This window comes from Kitasatospora viridis (assembly GCF_007829815.1).
Taxonomy (GTDB): domain Bacteria; phylum Actinomycetota; class Actinomycetes; order Streptomycetales; family Streptomycetaceae; genus Kitasatospora; species Kitasatospora viridis.
This window is the reverse complement of the sequence record NZ_VIWT01000001.1, coordinates 618325-636388: the sequence shown is the minus strand read 5'-3', so window position 1 is coordinate 636388 and position 18064 is coordinate 618325. Positions and strand designations below refer to the sequence as shown.

At 74.8% G+C, this 18064-nt stretch carries 19 protein-coding genes; 13 read left to right on the top strand and 6 right to left on the bottom strand.

The window, feature by feature from the left end; translation table 11 throughout:
- Positions 1–133 precede the first annotated feature (133 nt).
- Positions 134–634, top strand: a complete 501-nt coding sequence (locus FHX73_RS47050) for a hypothetical protein (RefSeq protein WP_145903126.1) — start codon at positions 134–136, stop codon at positions 632–634.
- 48 nt (positions 635–682) lie between these two features.
- Here the strand turns inward: FHX73_RS47050 and FHX73_RS02965 are convergent, their stop codons facing one another.
- On the bottom strand, positions 683–1162 hold the full coding sequence (locus FHX73_RS02965) for a carboxymuconolactone decarboxylase family protein (protein WP_145903125.1): 480 nt from the start codon (positions 1160–1162) through the stop codon (positions 683–685).
- Between the two features lie 93 nt (positions 1163–1255).
- Between FHX73_RS02965 and FHX73_RS02960 the strand changes: the two genes are divergently transcribed.
- From FHX73_RS02960 to FHX73_RS02930, 7 genes are all read left to right on the top strand, one after another.
- Positions 1256–2161 (top strand): N-acetylmuramic acid 6-phosphate etherase, encoded by a 906-nt coding sequence (locus FHX73_RS02960; RefSeq protein WP_145908022.1) that lies wholly within the window; start codon positions 1256–1258, stop codon positions 2159–2161.
- Positions 2158–3036 carry an N-acetylglucosamine kinase gene (locus tag FHX73_RS02955; protein ID WP_170304816.1) on the top strand — a complete coding sequence of 293 codons (879 nt, stop codon included), beginning with the start codon at positions 2158–2160 and terminating at the stop codon, positions 3034–3036. The genes FHX73_RS02960 and FHX73_RS02955 overlap by 4 nt, the downstream gene beginning before the upstream one ends.
- 141 nt (positions 3037–3177) lie before the next feature.
- A complete protein-coding gene (locus FHX73_RS02950; RefSeq protein WP_145903123.1) occupies positions 3178–4296 on the top strand; it encodes a baeRF3 domain-containing protein in 1119 nt (372 codons plus the stop codon).
- Positions 4297–4494: 198 nt separating this feature from the next.
- Positions 4495–5718, top strand: coding sequence for a threonine--tRNA ligase (gene thrS, locus FHX73_RS02945; RefSeq protein ID WP_145903122.1), 1224 nt, complete (start codon positions 4495–4497; stop codon positions 5716–5718).
- A gap of 169 nt (positions 5719–5887) precedes the next feature.
- The gene (locus FHX73_RS02940; RefSeq protein ID WP_145903121.1) at positions 5888–7105 is read left to right on the top strand and encodes an RNA-guided endonuclease InsQ/TnpB family protein; all 1218 of its coding nucleotides are present in this window, start codon (positions 5888–5890) and stop codon (positions 7103–7105) included.
- A gap of 58 nt (positions 7106–7163) precedes the next feature.
- On the top strand, positions 7164–7646 hold the full coding sequence (locus FHX73_RS02935; protein ID WP_145903120.1) for an MFS transporter: 483 nt from the start codon (positions 7164–7166) through the stop codon (positions 7644–7646).
- A gap of 52 nt (positions 7647–7698) precedes the next feature.
- Positions 7699–8283, top strand: coding sequence for a hydrolase (locus tag FHX73_RS02930; protein ID WP_145903119.1), 585 nt, complete (start codon positions 7699–7701; stop codon positions 8281–8283).
- Positions 8284–8345: 62 nt separating this feature from the next.
- Here FHX73_RS02930 and FHX73_RS02925 read toward each other — a convergent pair whose 3' ends face one another.
- On the bottom strand, positions 8346–9137 hold the full coding sequence (locus FHX73_RS02925; RefSeq protein WP_246213320.1) for a thioesterase family protein: 792 nt from the start codon (positions 9135–9137) through the stop codon (positions 8346–8348).
- A 210-nt stretch (positions 9138–9347) separates the two neighbouring features.
- On the opposite strand from FHX73_RS02925, the gene FHX73_RS02920 reads away from it, so the two are divergent.
- Together FHX73_RS02920 and FHX73_RS02915 are read left to right on the top strand one after the other, a co-directional pair.
- Positions 9348–9929, top strand: coding sequence for a helix-turn-helix domain-containing protein (locus FHX73_RS02920; protein WP_145903117.1), 582 nt, complete (start codon positions 9348–9350; stop codon positions 9927–9929).
- A complete protein-coding gene (locus tag FHX73_RS02915; RefSeq protein ID WP_246213319.1) occupies positions 9926–10462 on the top strand; it encodes a GNAT family N-acetyltransferase in 537 nt (178 codons plus the stop codon). The genes FHX73_RS02920 and FHX73_RS02915 overlap by 4 nt, the downstream gene beginning before the upstream one ends.
- A gap of 19 nt (positions 10463–10481) precedes the next feature.
- Here the strand turns inward: FHX73_RS02915 and FHX73_RS02910 are convergent, their stop codons facing one another.
- Entirely contained in the window at positions 10482–11456 is a 975-nt protein-coding gene (locus FHX73_RS02910; protein WP_145903116.1) for an Lrp/AsnC family transcriptional regulator, read from the bottom strand.
- 151 nt (positions 11457–11607) lie between these two features.
- On the opposite strand from FHX73_RS02910, the gene FHX73_RS44445 reads away from it, so the two are divergent.
- Positions 11608–11913: an antibiotic biosynthesis monooxygenase family protein gene (locus FHX73_RS44445; RefSeq protein WP_170304815.1), complete on the top strand. Its 306-nt coding sequence runs from the start codon at positions 11608–11610 to the stop codon at positions 11911–11913.
- Here the strand turns inward: FHX73_RS44445 and FHX73_RS02900 are convergent.
- From FHX73_RS02900 to FHX73_RS02890, 3 genes are all read right to left on the bottom strand, one after another.
- Entirely contained in the window at positions 11900–13174 is a 1275-nt protein-coding gene (locus FHX73_RS02900; RefSeq protein ID WP_145903114.1) for an ion channel protein, read from the bottom strand. The two genes, FHX73_RS44445 and FHX73_RS02900, sit on opposite strands and share 14 nt — an antisense overlap.
- Before the next feature lie 97 nt (positions 13175–13271).
- Entirely contained in the window at positions 13272–14138 is an 867-nt protein-coding gene (locus tag FHX73_RS02895) for a diacylglycerol/lipid kinase family protein (RefSeq protein WP_145903113.1), read from the bottom strand.
- Position 14139: 1 nt separating this feature from the next.
- Complete coding sequence (locus FHX73_RS02890) at positions 14140–15744, bottom strand: FAD-binding oxidoreductase (protein ID WP_145903112.1); 1605 nt, start codon at positions 15742–15744, stop codon at positions 14140–14142.
- Positions 15745–15799: 55 nt separating this feature from the next.
- On the opposite strand from FHX73_RS02890, the gene FHX73_RS02885 reads away from it, so the two are divergent.
- Both FHX73_RS02885 and FHX73_RS02880 read left to right on the top strand, forming a co-directional pair.
- Positions 15800–16459, top strand: coding sequence for a TetR/AcrR family transcriptional regulator (locus FHX73_RS02885; protein WP_211786122.1), 660 nt, complete (start codon positions 15800–15802; stop codon positions 16457–16459).
- Positions 16459–18057, top strand: a complete 1599-nt coding sequence (locus FHX73_RS02880) for a glycerol-3-phosphate dehydrogenase/oxidase (protein ID WP_211786121.1) — start codon at positions 16459–16461, stop codon at positions 18055–18057. Before FHX73_RS02885 ends, FHX73_RS02880 begins: the two co-directional genes overlap by 1 nt.
- Positions 18058–18064: the final 7 nt, after the last annotated feature.

The following is an 18064-nucleotide window of genomic DNA, read 5'->3' as shown; positions in this document are numbered from 1 at the left end:
CAGCTAGCCTCGCCGTGTGGTGCTGCCGTACGTCTCCGTTCTGATGGCGGCGAGCCAGTCGTCCATGAGGGCGGACCTGGGGCGAAGTCACCCACGAGGATCTGGCGGAAACAGCGGACTGAGGATTGAGGACGTGAAAGACGGCGAGTACCGCTCGGAGCCGCCGCGCGAATCGAAGGAGGCCGGCGATCGCAAGTTGGCGGCCCTGCGGACTCCGGAGGAAATCGACGCGGGGTTCGAGCGCGGGGATCCGTACGTGGGGACGGCCGTGATCCGGCTGGTGTTCAACTGCACGGACTTCGGGGCGGTGGCGGCCCGCGTCGAGCGGGCGCTGCGGTCGGACGACCTGACGTTGCGCGGGTACGGGTGTGTGGCAGCGGGGGACATGACCCGGATGTTCGGGCGGCTGTCGCCGGGGATCTGGGGCCGGCTGCGGGAGCTGGGGTTCCGGGACGCGGCGGCGGACTCGATCGGGGACGCGCTGACGTTCATTCCGTTCCGCCACCTGCCGCCGTGGTTCAAGTGGCAGTGGGTGCGACTCACCGTCGTGCACTGGCTGGTGGGGCGGCGGTTCGACGCGGAGGACTGGGCGGAGCGGGTCTGGAAGCTGGTCCGGCGGGGCGGGCCCCGGTAGGCCGGGACGGCGCCTACCGGGGCCCGCGCGGGGGCGTCCGGTGGCGGCTCAGTGCGAGCCGGGCTGGTAGTCGCCGACCGGGACCCGGGAGGTGATGGCCACCCGGTTGAAGGCGTTGATCACCACGATCACCCAGGTGAGGGCGGCGATCTGCTCCTCCGTCAGCACCTCCGCCGTCTCCCGGTACACCGCGTCCGGCACCTGGCCGTCGGCGACCAGGGTGACGGCCTCGGTGAAGGCCAGGGCGGCCCGCTCGACCTCGGAGAAGAACGGGGTCTCGCGCCAGGCGTTCAACGCGTAGATCCGCTGCTCGGTCTCGCCCGCGTGGCGGGCGTCCTTGGTGTGCATGTCCAGGCAGTAGGCGCAGCCGTTGATCTGGGAGGCCCGGATCCGGACCAGCTCCAGCAGCGGCAGCTCCAGGCCGGCGGCGAGCGCGGCCTGCTGGGTGGTGGAGTTGAGGGCGAGCATGGCGCCGTAGCTGTCACGGCTCAGCTTCATCATGTTGAGGCGGTTCTCGGTGATCGTCATGGTGCGGACTATAGCCATCCGTCGGTGTGCGATATTCCCTGCTGACAACGCAAGTTGACGCCCCGTCGAGCGGCTACGCTGTCGCGCGTGACGATGCCGCACCAACCGCCCACCGAGCGCCGCAACCCGGCCTCCGCGTCGATCGACCGGCTGGACACCCTGCCGCTGCTGGAGCTGATCAACGACCAGGACGCCATCGTGGCGGGCGCCGTCCGGGCCGCGCTGCCGCAGCTGGCCGCACTGGTGGACGCCGCGCTCGCCGTGCTGGCCGGCGGCGGGCGGATCCACTACTACGGCGCGGGCACCAGCGGACGCCTCGCGCTCGGCGACGCCGTCGAGCTCGGGCCGACCTACGGGGTCGGGCCCGACACCGTCGTGGCACACCTCGCGGGCGGACCGGGCGCCGGTGGTCGGGCCCGGGAGGACGCGGAGGACCACGCGCCGGAGGAGCCGCCCGGCGCCGCGCCGACCGCCGCCGACCTGGTCATCGGCATCACCGCCAGCGGCCGCACGCCCTACGTCGCCGCCGCCCTGCGCGCCGCCCGGGCGGCGGGGGCCGCCACCGCGCTGCTCTCCAACGACCCGGCCGCGCCGCTCGCCGAACTCGCCGACCTGCACGTGGTCCTGGACACCGGCCCCGAGGTGGTCACCGGCTCCACCCGGATGAAGGCGGGCACCGCGCAGAAGCTCGCGCTGAACGCCTTCTCCACCGCGCTGATGGTGCGCAGCGGGCGCACCTGGTCCAATCTGATGATCACCGCCTCCACCCACAACGCGAAGCTGCGCGAGCGGGCCGTGCGCACCCTGGCCACCGCCTGCGAGGTGCCCGAGCCGGTGGCCGCCGAGGCGCTGGCGGCCGCCGACCACGAGACGCCCACCGCGCTGGTCGCCCTGGTGGCCGGCGTCGGCCCGGCCGAGGCGCGGGCCGCGCTGGCCGTCGCCGGCGGCCACCCGTGGTCCGCCGTCAAGTCGCTGACCTCCCGCCAGGTGACCCCGTGACCTACCTCGGCCTCGACGTCGGCGGCACCCACACCCGCGCCGTGCTGCACGACGCCGCCGGCCGCGAGCTGGCGCGGGCCACGGCGACCGGCGGCAACCCCGCCGCGCGCGGCGCCCCGGCGGCGCTCGCCGTGCTCGCCGAGGTGGTGGCCCGCACGGTCGCCGACCCCGGGGCGGTGCGCGGCTGCCTGCTGGGCCTGTCCGGGGTGAGCGCGCTCGCCGACCCCGACGGCTTCGCCGAGGCGTGCCGGGCCGCGTTCGGCCTCACCGTCCCGGTCCGGCTGGTCTCCGACGCGGTGGTGGCGTTCGCGGCCGGCGCCCCGGCGGCGCCCGGGGGCACGGTGCTGATCGCCGGTACCGGGGCGATCGCCTGCCGGATCGCGGGCACCGCCGTGACCGAGCGGGCGGGCGGCCTCGGCTGGCTGCTGGGCGACGAGGGCGGCGGCTTCTGGCTCGGCCGCGAGGCGCTGCGGCACGCGCACGCCCACGCCCATGACCACCCCGCCGACCCGCTCGGCCGCGCGGTCCTCGACGCCTGCGCCGCGCCCGACCCGGCCGCCCTGCTCCGCTGGGCCTACGACGGCCCGCCGCACCGCCTGGCCAGCCTCGCCCCACTGATCACCGAGCTGGCCCTCACTGGCGACCCGGCCGCGCTACGGATCACCGAGTCCGCCGCCGCCCACCTCGCCGCCCTGGTCGCCGCCCTGCACCGGGACGACGCACCGATCGTGCTGGCCGGCTCCGTCGCCACCGCCCCCGGACCGGTCCACGACGGTCTGCTAGCCCGCCTGCGCGCCGCCCACCCGGCTGCCCCGCTCACCGTGGCGGGTGACGGCGCCGCCGCGGCCGCCCGCCTCGCCGCAGCCGCCGGCTAGCGCCGGTCGCGCGGGTCGCGCAGCGGACGCACCGTCACCCGACCCGCCGGCCCGGCGAGTCGGGATGCGGGAGCGCCCGCCCCCGGTGAGGGTGGAGCGCAGGACTCTCTGCCCGCAGACCCCACCACCGAAAGGCCGACCGTGGACGTCACCGACCTCACCCCAGCCACCCTGGCCGCGCTCGCCGCGCCCCGCCCGCGCCCGGCGGTCACCGTCGCCGTGCCGACGCACCGGCGCGGGCCGGAGCGCGAGCAGGACGCGCTCTGGCTGAAGAACCTGCTGGTCGAGGCCCGCCACCGGATCGAGTCGGACGAGACGCTGGCCCGGGCCGACCGGCTGGACGTGCTGGACCGGCTGGACCGGGCGGCCGCCGAGGTGGACCTGCGGCACTCGCTGGACGGGCTGCTGCTGTTCGCCGCGCCCGGGGAGCACCAGGTGTGGACGCTGCCGCGCACGGTGCCCGCCCGGGTGGTGGTCTCCGACTCCTACCTGACCCGCAACCTGGTCGCCGCCCGCGCGGTGCACGCGCCGTACTGGGTGCTCACCCTGGCGGCCCATCAGGTCCGGCTGTGGAGCGGCGCCGGGCCCGACCTGGCGGAGTCCCGCGCGGCCGGCTTCCCGCAGCTGCCGGCCAACCCGGAGAAGTTCGACCCGCAGCGCGAGGAGCGGATCGGCGACACCCCGAGCGTCTACAGCGCCGAGGAGACCCGGGTCTTCTTCCGCGACGTGGACGCCGCGCTGGGCGCCCTGCTCAAGGAGGACCCGCGGCCCTGCTACCTGGTCGGCGTGCCGGAGGCGGTCAGCCTCTTCGACTCGGTGACGGCGCACCAGGACGTGGTCGTCGGGCGGCTGGAGAAGGGCGGCCTGGGCGACGGCCCGGCCACCGCGCTGGCCCCGGTGCTGGCGCCGGTGCTGGCCGCGCGGGACGAGGCGGAGCGGGCGGCCGCGCTGGCCCGGCTGGACCAGGCGGCCGGCCGCAAGACGCTGGCCGCCGGGCTGGACGAGATCTGGCAGGCCGTCAGCGAGAACCGGGTCGCCGAGCTGATGGTGGAGGAGCGCTACCAGGCGACCGTCCAGGTCACCGACGGCCACCTGGCCCCCGCCCCCGCGCAGGCGCTGCCGACCGGCACCGGCGAGCTGCGCGAGGACGTGGTGGACGAGATCGTCGAGCGCACCCTGCTGTCCGGCGGCACCGTGACCTTCCTGCCCGACGACGCGCTGGCCGACCGGGACCGGCTGGCCGCCGTGCTGCGTTACTGATTCCACGACGGTGGGTGGTTCTGCTACCGTCGATCACATGATTCAGCGTGCCGCAGTGACGACGACGCCGGTGGAGGTCCCGGCGCGCTGAGTGTTGAACATCAGACAGCAGCCCCGGGGCGAGTGCCCCGGGGCTGCTGCGTTTTCGCAGGTCGTCGGGGCCCGCCTCCCGGGGGAGGAGAGAGCGGAGACGACGCGGTGGACGCGAAGCACGACCACAAGAAGCTGGGCCGCGAGCTGGGCCTGTTCGGCACCGATCCGCTGATCGGCGCGGGCCTGCCCTACTGGCTGCCGGACGGCGCGGTGGTGCGCCACGAACTGGAGGAGTACGTCCGGGGCGAGGAGCGGCGGGCCGGCTACCGGCACGTCTACTCGCCGGTGCTCGGCAAACGGGAGCTGTACGAGATCTCCGGGCACTGGTCGCACTACAGCGAGGACATGTTCCCGCCGATGAAGCTCGGCGAGGAGGAGGTGGTGCTGCGGCCCAGCCTGTGCCCGCACCACGCGGTGATCTACCGCTCCAGGGCCCGCAGTTACCGCGAACTGCCGCTGCGGATGGCGGAGCTCGGGCCGATGTACCGCTCCGAGCTGTCGGGGGTGCTGGGCGGGCTGACCCGGGTGCGGGCGATCCAGCTGAACGACGGTCACATCTTCTGCACCCTGGACCAGGTGGCCGAGGAGGCCCGCGGCGCGCTGCGGCTGATCCGCGAGGCCTACCGGGTGCTCGGCATCGAGGCGGCCCGCTACCGGCTCTCGCTGCCGGGCCCCGGCGGCAAGTACGTTGCCGCGCCCGAGCTGTGGGAGCGCTCGGTGGCGCTGCTGGTCGAGGTGCTGGAGAGCGAGGGCATCGAGTACCAGGCGGAGGAGGGCGAGGCCGCCTTCTACGGGCCGAAGATCGACGTCCAGGTGGTCGACCCGCAGGGCCGGGAGTTCACCCTCTCCACCGTCCAGGTCGACTTCCACCAGCCGGAGCGCTTCGACCTGCACTACATCGGCGCCGACGGTGCCAAGCACCGGCCGGTGATGGTCCACCGGGCGGTGATCGGCAGTGTGGAGCGGGCGGTGGCCCAGCTGGTGGAGCAGCACGGCGGGGCGTTCCCGGCCTGGCTCGCACCGGTGCAGGTGGTGCTGCTGCCGGTGGGCGAGGCGGAGGTGGCGCAGGCGGCCGAGCTGGTGGAGCGCTGCCTGGCGGCCGGGCTGCGGGCCGAGCTGGCCGGCCCGGAGCTGGGCAGCCTCGGGGCCCGGATCAGGGAGCACCGGCTGGTGCCGTACCAGGCGGTGATCGGGAGCAGGGAGGCGGCGCAGGGTCTGGTGGCGCTGCGGCTGCGGGACGGTCGGCGGCTCGACCCGCTGCCGGCGGGGGAGGCGCTGGCCCGGATCTCGGCGCGGGTGGCGGAGCGCCGGACCGACCTCTGGGACTGAACCGCAGGAGCAGAGGCTTCCACGGCAACGCGGGGGTTCCACAGCAATACTGCACAGCCAAACTGGACAGTTTCGACTGACGGTCCTAGGGTGGATGCATGGGCATAAAGGTCACCGGAAGGTGATTGATCGTCAGGTGGTTGCAAGGATTGGCGCTATCGTGTAATCCATGCAGACCAGTCATGCGAAGCGGGCGTTCAAGTTCCGCTTCTATCCGACTGAAGCGCAGGCAGCTGAGCTGTTGCGCACATTCGGGTGTGTGAGGAAGGTCTACAACATGGCGCTGGCCGCTCGGACTGAAGCGTGGACGCTTCGTCGGGAGCGGGTGAACTACAACGCAACGTCTTCGATGCTGACGGCGTGGAAGAAGACCGAGGAGTTGGCGTTCCTCAGTGAGGTGTCCTCCGTGCCGTTGCAACAGGCACTCCGGCACTTGCAGGGGGCATTCTCGAACTTCTGGCAGAGGCGCGCGAAGTATCCCCGGTTCAAGTCCAAACGGAAGTCATGCGACTCGGCCGAGTACACCACCAGTGCCTTCCGGTACCGGGGTGGCGGGATCACTCTGGCAAAGATGAGCGAGCCGCTGGACATTGTGTGGTCCAGGCCATTGCCGGAGGGTGCATCGCCCTCCACGGTAACGGTGACCCGGGACGCGGCCGGGCGCTGGTTCGTCTCGATGCTGTGTGGCGATCCGGGCGTCAGGCCGCTGCCTCTGGTTGATGCGGCCGTGGGCATCGACGTCGGCATCACGAGCCTTGTGACCCTCTCCAGTGGGCAGAAGATCGCCAACCCGAAGCATGAGCGGAAGGATCGAGAACGCTTGGCGGTGGCTCAGCGGGAGCTGTGCCGCAAGGCGAGAGGATCGAAGAACCGAGAGAAGGCTCGGGTCAAGGTCGCCCGAATCCATGCGCGGATCGCCGACCGGCGCAGGGACTTCCTGCACAAGCTCACCACTCGAATCGTCCGCGAAAACCAAACGGTCGTGATCGAGGACCTGTCGGTCCGCAACATGCTCAAGAACAAGCGCCTCGCTCGCGCCATCAGCGACGCGAGCTGGAGCGAACTGCGAACGATGCTGAACTACAAGTGCGCCTGGTACGGCCGCGAGTTGGTGACCATCGACAGGTGGTTCCCCAGTTCCAAGCTGTGCAATGTATGCGGTGTTGTTCGTGTAGACCTGCCGCTCAATGTTCGCGAGTGGACGTGTGACTGCGGAGCGGTCCACGACCGGGACGTGAACGCGGCACGTAACATCTTGGCCGCCGGGCTGGCGGTTGCAGCCTGTGGAGACGGTGTAAGACCTCAACGGAGCACTCCGAGCGGGCGGTCGTCGATGAAGCAGGAAGTCGTCCCACCGCAGCGCATGCACGCAGCGGCTCAGCCGTGAGGCTGAGGGGAATCCCCTCCGTCAGGAGGGGGAAGCCAAGTACGGCTACACCCAGTGGCTGGAGGAGGGGCGCGGGCTCTCCACCTCGGTCACCGGCCTGTTGCTGCTGCCCGGTTCGGCGGTCGGCATCCTGTGCGGGGTGCTCTCCGGACGGCGGCCCGGGATCTGGGGCAAGGTGCTGCTGGGCGGCGCGGTGATGGTGCTCACCTGCTCGCTGCTGACCGTGCTGCGCGCCGACACGCCGATCGCGCTGCTGGTGGTGGTCGGGGCGCTGGTCGGGATCCCGCAGGGGATCAACGGGCTGGCCAACCAGAACGCGCTCTACCGGCAGGCCGACCCGGAGCGCATCGGCACCGCCGCGGGCCTGCTGCGCACCTTCACCTACCTCGGCGCGATGCTGGCCTCGGCCGCCGTAGCCGCCTCCTTCACCCACGGCGCGCACACGGCCGGCCTGCACCGGCTGGCGCTGTTCATGCTGCCGTGCGCGGTCCTGCTGCTCGTGGTGAGCCTGCTCGACCGCTCCATCCGCAAGCCGCGTTGACGAATCACCAGCTGATCAATCGAATCATTCGAATCATTCGAAAGGCACGACCATGGCACTGACCACGCTCGACCAGAACACCGCGCTCGTCCTGATCGACCTGCAGAACGGCATCGTCGCCATGCCCACCCAGCCGTACGGCGCCGACGAGGTGGTGGCCAACGGCGTCGCGCTGGCCGAGGCCTTCCGGGCCAAGGGCCTGCCCGTGGTGCTGGTCCGGGTGACCTTCGCCGCCGACGGCTCGGACGCGCTGCGCGGCCGCACCGAGGCCCCGCGCCCGGGCGGCGCGCTGCCCGAGGGCTGGGACGTGATCATCGACCGGCTGGCCGGCCACGACGGCGACATCCGGGTGACCAAGCGCAACTGGGGCGCCTTCTACGGCACCGACCTGGACCTCCAGCTGCGCCGTCGCGGGGTGACCCAGATCGTCCTCGGCGGCGTCGCCACCAGCATCGGCGTCGAGTCCACCGCCCGCGCCGCCCACGAGCACGGCTACCACGTCACGCTGGCCACCGACGCGATGGCCGACCTCGACGGCGAGGCGCACCGCAACAGCGTCGAGCGGATCTTCCCCCGCCTCGGTGAGACCGGCACCACCGAGGAGGTCCTCACCCTGCTCGCCAAGACCCACGGCTGAGCCGGTCGGTCCGGACCCCGAGCCCCCGGCGGCACCCGCCGCCGGGGGCTCGGCGCGTCGCCTCAGCGCTCGGCGACCAGCAGCGTCTGCAGCACCCGCCCGCAGTCGCCCGAGCGGTCGTCGAGCCGCCCCGAGGCGATGGCGGACCCGGCCGGGCTGGCCGCGGTGGCGGAGGTGAGGCTGAGCCACTCGCCGACCGGGTCGCGGTGCAGGGCCAGGGTGACGTCGGTGTTGATCACCAGCCGGCGCACGTGGTCCAGCTCGAAGGCGATCGCCCAGTTGCTGTCCGCGACGGTGAGCGCCCGGGTCAGCGGCGTGTCCTCCTCACCCGCGACCAGCGGGATCCGCTGGCGCACCCAGGCCGCCCCGGGGCCGGGTGTGGTGAACCCGGCGCTGCCCTCCTGGAACCGCCACTCCATCGCCGACACGTAGCCGTCGGTCAGCGTGCCCGGCGCCGCCGTCACCGGGTGCGGGGCCGGCAGCGCGGCCGGCCCGGGCTCGGGGCGCAGCGCGGGGGTGTCCTCCGGGCTGGCCGCCACCCGCCAGGCCCGGGCCAGCATCACCGGGCGGCCCTGGGAGGTGAGTTCGGCCTCCAGCAGCTCCGTCCTGGCGCCGCCGCGCACCGTCCGGGCCTCCACCGCCAGCTCGCCCACGGGTACCGGGTAGGGCACCTCCAGGGTGATCCGGGCGATCCGCATGCCGGGGCGCGGCTGGTGCCGCTCCAGCGCCCGGCCGAGCAGCGCGGAGGGCGGGCCGGCGTGCTGCGCCTTGGCGTTCCACGGTCCGGCGGTGGCACCGGTGCTCTCGAACCGGCCGCCGCCGAGGTCCCGGTAGAAGGACTCCTCCGTCGTCACGCCGAGCCGGTCCGCCCGGTCTGCCTGGTCTGGCTGGTTTGGCTGGTCCGCCGTCATCTCGCCCCTCCGCCGCGCCGATTGGTCCCGCGTGCTGTGGCACAGACCCTAGCTCCCCGGCCGCGACGGGAGGGACCCCTGGGATGAGGTGGTGGTCCGCGGTCCGGGGGCACCGGGCTGGGGTTCGTTCGGATCTGGGATATCCTCCCGAATATGGGAGACCCTATCGAGCACCAGCCCGACCCGGTCACCGTCCGGCTGGCCGAGCGGCTCGCCGCGCTGCGCACCGAGCGCGGCTGGTCGCTGGACGAGCTGGCCCGCCGGGCCGAGGTCAGCCGCTCCACCCTCTCGCGCCTGGAGCGCGCCGAGATCAGCCCGACCGCCGCGCTGCTCGGCCGGCTCTGCGCCGCCCACGGCCGCACCATGTCCCGGCTGCTGGCCGAGGTCGAGGCCGAGCCGCCGCAGCTGGTCCGGGCCGCCGAGCAGGCCGTCTGGCGGGACCCGGACGCCGGGTTCACCCGGCGCGCCGTCTCCCCGCCGCACCCGGGGCTGCGCGGCGAGGTGGTGCACGGCGAGCTGCGCCCGGGGGCCGACATCGCCTACCAGGACCCGCCGGTGCCCGGGCTGGAACAGCACGTCTGGGTGCTGGAGGGCGTCCTCGAACTGACCGTGGACGCCACCGCCCACCGCCTGGCCGCCGGGGACTGCCTGCGGTTCCGGCTCTGGGGGTCGACCCGGTTCCGCTGCCCGGGGCCGGATCCGGTCCGCTACGCGGTGCTGGTGGTGCTGCCGTGACCGCCCCCGCCCCGGTCGCCCCGATCGCCCTGCTCGACCCCGCGGACTTCGAGCAGGCCCTGCCCGGGCTCGCCGAGCTGCTCGCCGCCACCGTCGCCGACGGGGCCTCGCTCGGCTTCCACGCGCCGTTCGGGCCGGCCGAGGCCGCCGACTGGTGGCGCACCCAGCGCGCTGAACTGGCCGCCGGTGACCTGCTGTTGTGGCGCGCGTCCGGGCCCGGCGGCTGCGCCGGCACGGTGAGCCTGCGGCTCACCCGCAAGCCGAACGGCCGTCACCGTGCCGAGCTGGTCAAGCTGATGGTGCATCCGGCGGCCCGCCGCCAGGGCCTGGCCGCCCGCCTGCTGGCCACCGCCGAGGCGGCCGCCGCCGAACGCGGGATCACCCTGCTGGTGCTGGACACCGAGGCGGGCAGCGGCGCCGAAGGGCTCTACCGGGCGGCGGGCTGGACCGGCTTCGGCACCGTGCCCGGCTACGCGACCGACCCGGCGGGGGTCCCGCACGACGGCAGCTTCTACTACAAGCAGCTCAGCTGACCGACGGGCCGTCAATCGGTCAGCCGTCGACCAGCCGGCCGTCGACCAGCAGCCCACCGGACTGCTTGACCACCCGGGCGTACGGCAGCACCTCCAGCGCGACCACGCCGTCCAGCGCACCGACCCGGTCCACGGTGAACTCGTAGAGCCGGCGCAGGTCGCGGCAGGCCACCGCCGCCACCAGGTTCTCCCGCCCGGAGAGCGCCGCGACGTACCCGACCTCGGGGAGCGCGGCCAGGGCCTCGCCGACCTCGCGCAGCCGGGCCGGGGCGACGGTCAGGCAGAGCTGCGCACCCACCGTCAGACCGAAGGCGCCGTGCGCCAGGTCGAGGTCGATCACCACGGTGCGGCTGCGCAGCAGCGCGGCGAGGCGGCGGGCGGCCCGCCCCTCGCTGATCCCGGCCGCCTCGGCGATCCGGGCGGTGGTGGCGCGCCCGTCCGCCGCCAGCACCCGGACGATCGCGGGGTCGTACGGCTCGGGCGCCAGCTCCTCCGGCTCGCCCCGCGCAACGTCGAGCTGCTCGACTTCCGCGGGCGTGAGCAGTCCGGCCAGCTCCGACCAGCCCTGGGAGCCCAGCCCGAGGAAGACGTGCAGCACCAGCCCGGCGCCGATGTCCAGCACCCGGGCCGACCGGGGCAGGCCGCGGGTGAGCAGCAGCTCGCTGCGCTCCGCCGAGTGCGACCGGATCGCGAAGAGCACCTCGGCGCCGGCCGCCGTGACCGCCACCCAGGCCACGTCGTCGCGGGCGGCGAGGCCGGCCGCCAGCGACTCGGCGGCGTCCGGCCGGCAGCGCACCCGCACCTGCCAGAGCTGGTGCCCGACGGCGAGCGGGTTGACCACGCCGAAGATCCGCAGCACGCCCGCCCGGTGCAGCCGCCGGTAGCGCCGGGCGACGGTGCGCTCGTGCATCCCCAGCACCTCGGCGAGCCGGGCGAAGCCGGCCCGGGGCGCCAGCTGCAGTGCGCGGACCAGCCGCAGGTCGTCGAGCTCCATCGCGCGCCCCTCGGTTGTCGGATTCCACCATCCGCGTCCCTGGTGCGGACAGGGAACCACACCCGGTCCCGTTCCAGCCACGCCGCCCGCCCGCCGCCCGCGTAGAACTGGCCGCATCACCGTTCAACACCCCGAAACCCAGGAGCTTCCCGTGCAATTCGCCGAGAACGAAGACCTGTTGGTCGTCATCGTGCTCACCGTGCGCCCCGGGCGGCAGCAGGAGCTGGTCGACGCGCTCCGCGCGGCCGGCGACCCCGCCACCGTGCCGGGCCTGCGCTCGGTCACCCTGCTGCGCAGCGAGGACGGCACCCGGGTGGTCAACCAGCTGCGCTGGGCCGACCGGCAGGCCTACCTGGCCGCCCGCGACCACCCCCTGGTCGCCGGCGCCCGGGCGGCCGTCCAGCCGCTGATCGAGCGCGCCGACACCGACCTCTACCGCACCGTCAGCCCCCGCTGACGGCGGCCTCGACGGCGGGCCCGGCCGCGGGCAGCTCCATCTCGGTCCGCCCGGTGACGATCAGCCAGGCCGGCAGCGCGGCCACGCAGAGGAAGGAGATCAGCCGGGTGTCCTGCACCATCGCGGCGGCGGTGAACAGGCTCAGCCAGCCCTGCCGGGTGACGGCCAGCAGGACGCCCAGGATCGAGCAGGCCACCGCGAGCGCCACCGGGATGTCGTCGACCGCCCCGTGCGCCGCGCAGCCCAGCGCCACCCCGGCGAAGACCGCGGGGAAGATCCGCCCGCCGCGGAAGCCGCAGGTGCCGGCCACCAGCAGGGCCGCCAGCTTCACCAGGCACATCCCGAGCAGTGCCCAGGCGCTGTGCGAGGAGAAGCTGGTGGCCAGCTCCTTGACCTGGTCCAGCCCCTTGAACATGGTCAGTTCGCCGCCCAGCGCGCCGAGCCCGCCGAGCAGCAGCCCGCCCAGCAGCAGCGGGAGCACCGGCCCGCCGGGCACCCGGGCGAAGAGCGCGTGCAGCGGGGCGAAGGCGTAGACCACCACCAGCCCGAGCAGTGCCGAGACCGCGCCGAGGGCGAGCGCCCAGCCGACGTCGACCATCCGGCCGCCGGGGAACTTCGGCAGGTCGATCACGAAGTCGTTCCCGGCGATCACCAGGGTGGTGATCGCCCCGGCGGTGGCGGCGACCAGCGGGGCGAACAGCCGGTCCCAGAGCGCCGCCGGCTGGCCGCGGCCGGCCGGCAGCTCGGAGAGGATCAGCGCGGCGGCCACCGGGCTGCCGAAGAGCGCGCCGATCGTGCCGGCCACCGCGAGTCCGGTCCACAGCCCGGCCCCGGTGGCCGGCAGGGCCTTGCGGCCGAGCCAGTAGGCCCAGCCGATGTTGACCATGGTGATCGGGTTCTCCGGGCCCAGGCTCACCCCGCCGCCCAGCGCCAGCACCGCCGCCACCGCGACCCCGGGCAGTACCCCGAGCGGCTGGGGCGCCCCGCCGAGCTCGACGGTGGCCGGGTCCGGGCCGGCGTGCCCGGGCACCAGACGGACCGTCAGCCCGACCAGCAGCCCGGTCGCCGCCAGCACCACGACGATCCACCACCGGCTGAACGGGGCGAACCCGCCGTGCGCGGGCAGGTAGTGCCACCACAGGTGGTCCAGCCGCCCGGCCAGCGCGCTCAGCCCGAGCAGCACCAGCGCGGAGCCGATCCCGACCAGCACCGCCGGCACCACCAGGGCGAGCAGCACGCGGGACGGGGTCTGCGGGGGCATGGCACGACTCCTGGGGGCGCGGCGACCGGTCCCCTCGACCCTGGTGGGCGAGGGGACCACCGCGCACCCCGGGCTGCGCCGATGGGGTGACGGGACGTCAGGCCGCGATCCGCAGCGCCCCCGGCAGCACCCGGATGGTGGCCGGCAGGGTGGTGACCTCGTCGCCGTCGGCGCAGACCGGCACGGGGCGGTCGGCGTCCACCACCACCTCGCGGGCGGTGCGCACCGCCACCTCGGGCCGGCGGGTGTGGGTGCCGCGCTTGGCGTCCAGCAGGAAGGAGACCACCTGGCTGCGCGGGCCGTCGCCGACCGTCATCAGGTGCGCCAGCCCGTCGTCCAGCACGGCCTGCGGCACGATCCGCAGCCCGTGGCCGTAGGCGCCGGAGTTGGCCACCACCACGGTGTGGCCGCGCAGCCGCTGCCGCTCGCCGTCGACGGTCAGCGTGTAGTCGACCGGCTGCCAGCCGAGCACCGCGCGCACCGGTGCCAGCCGGTAGGCGAGCAGCGCCGGCAGGGCGCGGGCGTCGTTGATCAGCTGGGTGGCCACCGAGTCCACGCCGATGTAGACGTTGCCCGGCGCGATCACCCCGTTGACCTCCAGCACGTCGATCCGCCGGGTGCGGCCGGAGAGCAGCAGCCGGGCCAGCGCCGCGGTGTCGGAGGGCAGGTCGAGCGCCCGGGCCAGGTCGTTGCCCCGCCCGGCCGGTACCAGGGCCATCGTGCCCTCGCCCCGCACCGCGCCCTCGGCCACGTCCCGCACCAGGCCGTCGCCGCCGACCGCGACCACCACCTCGCCGCGGGCGGCCGCCTCGGTGGCGGCCCGCACCGCGTGCTCCCGGCTGCGGGTCGGTTCGGTCCGCACGGTGGCGCCGGCCGCGCACAGCAGCGCGGCGACCGGCTCCCAGCGGGCGGCGGCGTGCCCGCCGCCCGAGATCGGGTTCACGATCGCGGTGAACGCCGTCATGTCAGCGGCCGCTCTCGAACAAGACCCCCGGGTTGAGGATGCCGGCCGGGTCGAGCACCTGCTTCACGGCGCGCAGCGCCTCGATCGCCAGCGGGCCGACCTCCTCGGCGTAGGGCGCGCGGTGGTCGGTGCCCACGCCGTGGTGGTGGGTGATCGCCGCGCCGCAGGAGCGGATCGCCTCGTTGGCGGCCTGCTTGGCCTGCTGCCACTGGGCCACCGGGTCGTCGGTCTGCGCGCAGGCGACGGTGAAGTAGAGCGAGGCGCCGGTCTCGTAGACGTGCGAGATGTGGCAGAGCACCAGCGGCGGGGTGCCCTGGGCGGTGAGCGCGTCGGTGAGCGCCTTGACGACGGCGGCGCGCAGCTCGTGCAGGCCGGACCAGAAGGTCACCGTCTCCAGGGTCTCGATCAGCACGCCCTCGTCCAGCAGCGGGTCGCGCAGGTAGGGGGCCTTGAAGCGGCCGTGCCGCCAGGACTCGCCGGGCTCCTCGCCGAGCGGCTGACCGCCGGCCGCGGTGAGCAGCTCGGTGGCGCCGGCCCGGCGGGCGGCGACCTCGGCGGCCGTGCCCTCGTAGCCGGTGACGGCCAGGCAGCCGCCGGGGCCGCCGGCGAACATGGCGGCCGGGTCGGCCAGGTTGACCGAGGTCTCGGCCTCGTCGGACAGCCGCAGCACGGTCGGCAGCGGGCCGTCCTGGGCCAGGCCGCGCAGCGCGGCGGCGCCCGCCTCGAAGTCCTCGAACCGCCAGGCCTCGAAGACCCGGGTGTCCGGCGCCCGGCGGACCCGGACGGTGACGGCGGTGATCACGCCCAGGACGCCCTCGGAGCCGAGCACCAGCTGGCGCAGGTCCGGGCCGGCGGCCGACTTGGGGGCGCTGCCCAGCGAGACGGTGCCGCGCGGGGTGGCCAGCTCCAGGCCGACCACCATGTCGTCGAACCGGCCGTAGCCGGCCGAGGACTGGCCGGCCGAGCGGGCCGCCGCGTAGCCGCCGATGCTCGCGCCCTCGTACGACTGCGGGAAGTGGCCGAGCGTCAGGCCCTGCTCGCGGAGCAGGCGTTCGGCCTCGACGCCGCGCATCCCGGCGCCCAGGGTGGCGGTGCGGGAGACGGTGTCCAGGGCGATCAGCGCGTCCAGCCGGCGCAGGTCCAGGGCCAGCAGGCCGGCGAAGCCGGCGCGGTCCGGGGCCAGCCCGCCGACCACCGAGGTGCCGCCGGAGTAGGGCACCACGGCGACCGCCAACCGCTCGCAGGCGGCCAGCAGGTCGACCACCTCCTGGTGGCTGCCCGGGCAGGCCACGGCGTCCGGCGCGTCGGTCAGGTCGCCGGCCCGCAGCTTGAGCAGGTCGGGGGTGGACCAGCCGCGGGTGTGGGCGATCCGGTCGGCCGCCGCGGCGCTCAGGTGCTCGGCGCCGACCACGGCGGCCAGCGGGGCGAGGTCGAAGCCGGGCTCGGGCAGGGTCAGGCCGGCCAGGTCGACGGGCTCGTGCTCCGGGGTGCGGACGCCGAAGGCGGCCAGCGTCTCCTTGGCGGCGGCCGGCAGCGTGGTGCGGCGCGCGGGGTCGCCCCAGCGGTAGGGGTGGAAGTCCGTCACGGGCAGGTCTGACTCGGTCATCGGGGTCCTCGGGGCCGGGGTGGTGCGAAGGGTCGCTGATACACTTCTACATGTGGTGTCGCAGCGAATCAACAACCAGGTCAGCACGGGCCCCCGGAGCGAGCTCAAGGCGGCCAACGCCATCCCCGAGGAACAGATCCTCGACGCGGCCTACCAGCTGCTGCTGACCATCGGCATGCAGCGGCTCACCATGGCCGACATCGCCCGGCAGGCCGGCGTCTCCCGGGCCACCCTCTACCGGCGGTGGGGCGGGGTGCGCGAGGTGATCGGCGCGCTCACCACCCGGGAGTGGACGGCCGTCACGCTGGCCGCGATGCCGGCCGCGGACGAGCCGGTCGGCCGGGCCGAGCTGGTGGACGGGGTGGTGCGGCTGGTCCGGCTGATCCGGGTGCACCCGCTGCTGCGCCGGATCGTCGAGCTGGACCCCGACTTCCTGACGCCGTACCTGCTCACCCGGCGCGGCAGCAACACCAACCACCAGCTGGAGATGCTGGAGGCCGCGCTGCGGCTCGGCATCGCGCAGGGCTCGGTGCGCGCCGGGGACCCGGCGCTGCTGGCCCGCTCGGTGCTGCTGACCGCCTGGTCCTTCACCCTCACCGGGCCGGTCTTCACCGACTCGCCGGAGGGGTCGGGGCCCGAGCTGGACCGGCTGGACGAGGAACTGCGGCTGCTGCTCGACCGCTATCTGACGGACCCGACGGATGGAGCCGAATAGTGAAGACCGCCCCGAAGAGCCCCTCCTCCCTGAACGCCGCCCGCCGGGCCCGGGAGCTCGCCGAGCTGCGCGGTGCTGCCAGTGCCGGTCGTGCTGGCGGTGCCGGCAGTGCTGGCGGTACTGATGGTGCGTCGGGAGTCGGCCAGGTCGACGTCCTGGTCATCGGCGGCGGGATCACTGGCGCCGGCGTCGCGCTGGACGCCGCCTCCCGGGGCCTGCGCACCGTGCTGGTCGAGAAGCACGACCTGGCCTTCGGCACCAGCCGGTGGAGCTCCAAGCTGGTCCACGGCGGCCTGCGCTACCTGGCCTCCGGCGCGGTCGGGATCGCCCGGGAGAGTGCCGTCGAGCGCGACATCCTGCTCCGCCGCACCGCCCCGCACCTGGTGCAGCCGCTGCCCCAGGTGGTCCCGCTGCTGCCCGGCACCGGCGCGGCCGGCGCCGCCCTGGTCCGCACCGGCTTCCTGGCCGGCGACGCGCTGCGGATCAGCGCCGGCACGCCGTCCGCGCTGCTGCCCCGCTCCCGCCGGCTGCGCCCCGCCGAGGTGCTGCGCTACGCGCCCACCGTGGAGGCCGCCGGCCTGCGCGGCGGACTGGTCTTCTGGGACGGCCAACTGGTCGACGACGCCCGGCTGGTGGTCGCCCTGGCGCGCACCGCCGCCGCGCACGGCGCCAAGGTGCTGACCCGGGTCGCGGCCGTCGAGGCCGCCGGGCGCGGCGCGCTGCTGCGCGACCAGCTGACCGGCGACCAGTTCCGGGTGCGCGCCCGCACGGTGGTCAACGCCGCCGGCGTCTGGGCCGGCGAGCTGGCCCCCGGCCTCACCCTGCGCCCCAGCCGGGGCACCCACCTGGTGCTGGCGCAGTCCGCCTTCGGCGGCCTGGGCGCGGGACTGACCGTGCCGGTGCCGGGGGAGACCAACCGCTTCGTCTTCGCGCTGCCCGCGCCCGAGGGCCGGGTCTACCTGGGCCTCACCGACGAGGACGCGCCCGGCCCGGTGCCGGACGTGCCGGAGGCCTCCGAGGCGGAGATCGACTTCCTGCTCCGGACGATCAACACCGCGCTGCGCCGCCCGCTCACCCGGGCCGACGTGCTCGGCAGCTTCGCCGGCCTGCGCCCGCTGCTGGACGACGGGACGGGGCGCACCGCCGACGTCTCGCGCAAGCACGCGGTGCTCACGGCGCCCGACGGGCTGGTCACGGTGGTCGGCGGCAAGCTCACCACCTACCGCCGGATGGCCGAGGACGCCCTCGACGCGGCCCTGGCCTCGGCCGGCCTCTCGGCCCGCCCCTGCCGCACCCGCTCCCTCCCGCTGGTCGGCGCCGGCGCCCCGGCCACCCTCGCCGCGGTCGCCGCCCCGCCCCGCCTGGTCCGCCGCTACGGCACCGAGGCACCCGCCGTCCGCTCCCTCGGCGACGCCGTCACCCCGGTCGCCCCGGGCACCGACACCACCGTGGCGGAGCTGCGGTTCGCCGTCGAGCACGAGGGCGCCCTCACCGTCGACGACCTGCTCGACCGCCGCACCCGCCTGGGCCTGGTCGCCGCCGACCGCGCGGCGGCCGCCGAGGCCGCGGGCGCGGTGCTGGCGGGGCAAGCGGTCTGACGGAGCG

What these genes read in the sequence shown, in the direction of transcription:
- FHX73_RS02965 (WP_145903125.1), bottom strand. Translation starts at nt 1,162, where the DNA reads ATGACGATCACCGAGAACCGCCTCAACATGATGAAGCTGAGCCGTGAC.
- FHX73_RS02960 (WP_145908022.1), top strand. Translation starts at nt 1,256, where the DNA reads ATGCCGCACCAACCGCCCACCGAGCGCCGCAACCCGGCCTCCGCGTCG.
- FHX73_RS02940 (WP_145903121.1), top strand. Translation starts at nt 5,888, where the DNA reads ATGCAGACCAGTCATGCGAAGCGGGCGTTCAAGTTCCGCTTCTATCCG.
- FHX73_RS02930 (WP_145903119.1), top strand. Translation starts at nt 7,699, where the DNA reads ATGGCACTGACCACGCTCGACCAGAACACCGCGCTCGTCCTGATCGAC.
- FHX73_RS02920 (WP_145903117.1), top strand. Translation starts at nt 9,348, where the DNA reads ATGGGAGACCCTATCGAGCACCAGCCCGACCCGGTCACCGTCCGGCTG.
- FHX73_RS02910 (WP_145903116.1), bottom strand. Translation starts at nt 11,456, where the DNA reads ATGGAGCTCGACGACCTGCGGCTGGTCCGCGCACTGCAGCTGGCGCCC.
- FHX73_RS02900 (WP_145903114.1), bottom strand. Translation starts at nt 13,174, where the DNA reads ATGCCCCCGCAGACCCCGTCCCGCGTGCTGCTCGCCCTGGTGGTGCCG.
- FHX73_RS02895 (WP_145903113.1), bottom strand. Translation starts at nt 14,138, where the DNA reads ATGACGGCGTTCACCGCGATCGTGAACCCGATCTCGGGCGGCGGGCAC.
- FHX73_RS02890 (WP_145903112.1), bottom strand. Translation starts at nt 15,744, where the DNA reads ATGACCGAGTCAGACCTGCCCGTGACGGACTTCCACCCCTACCGCTGG.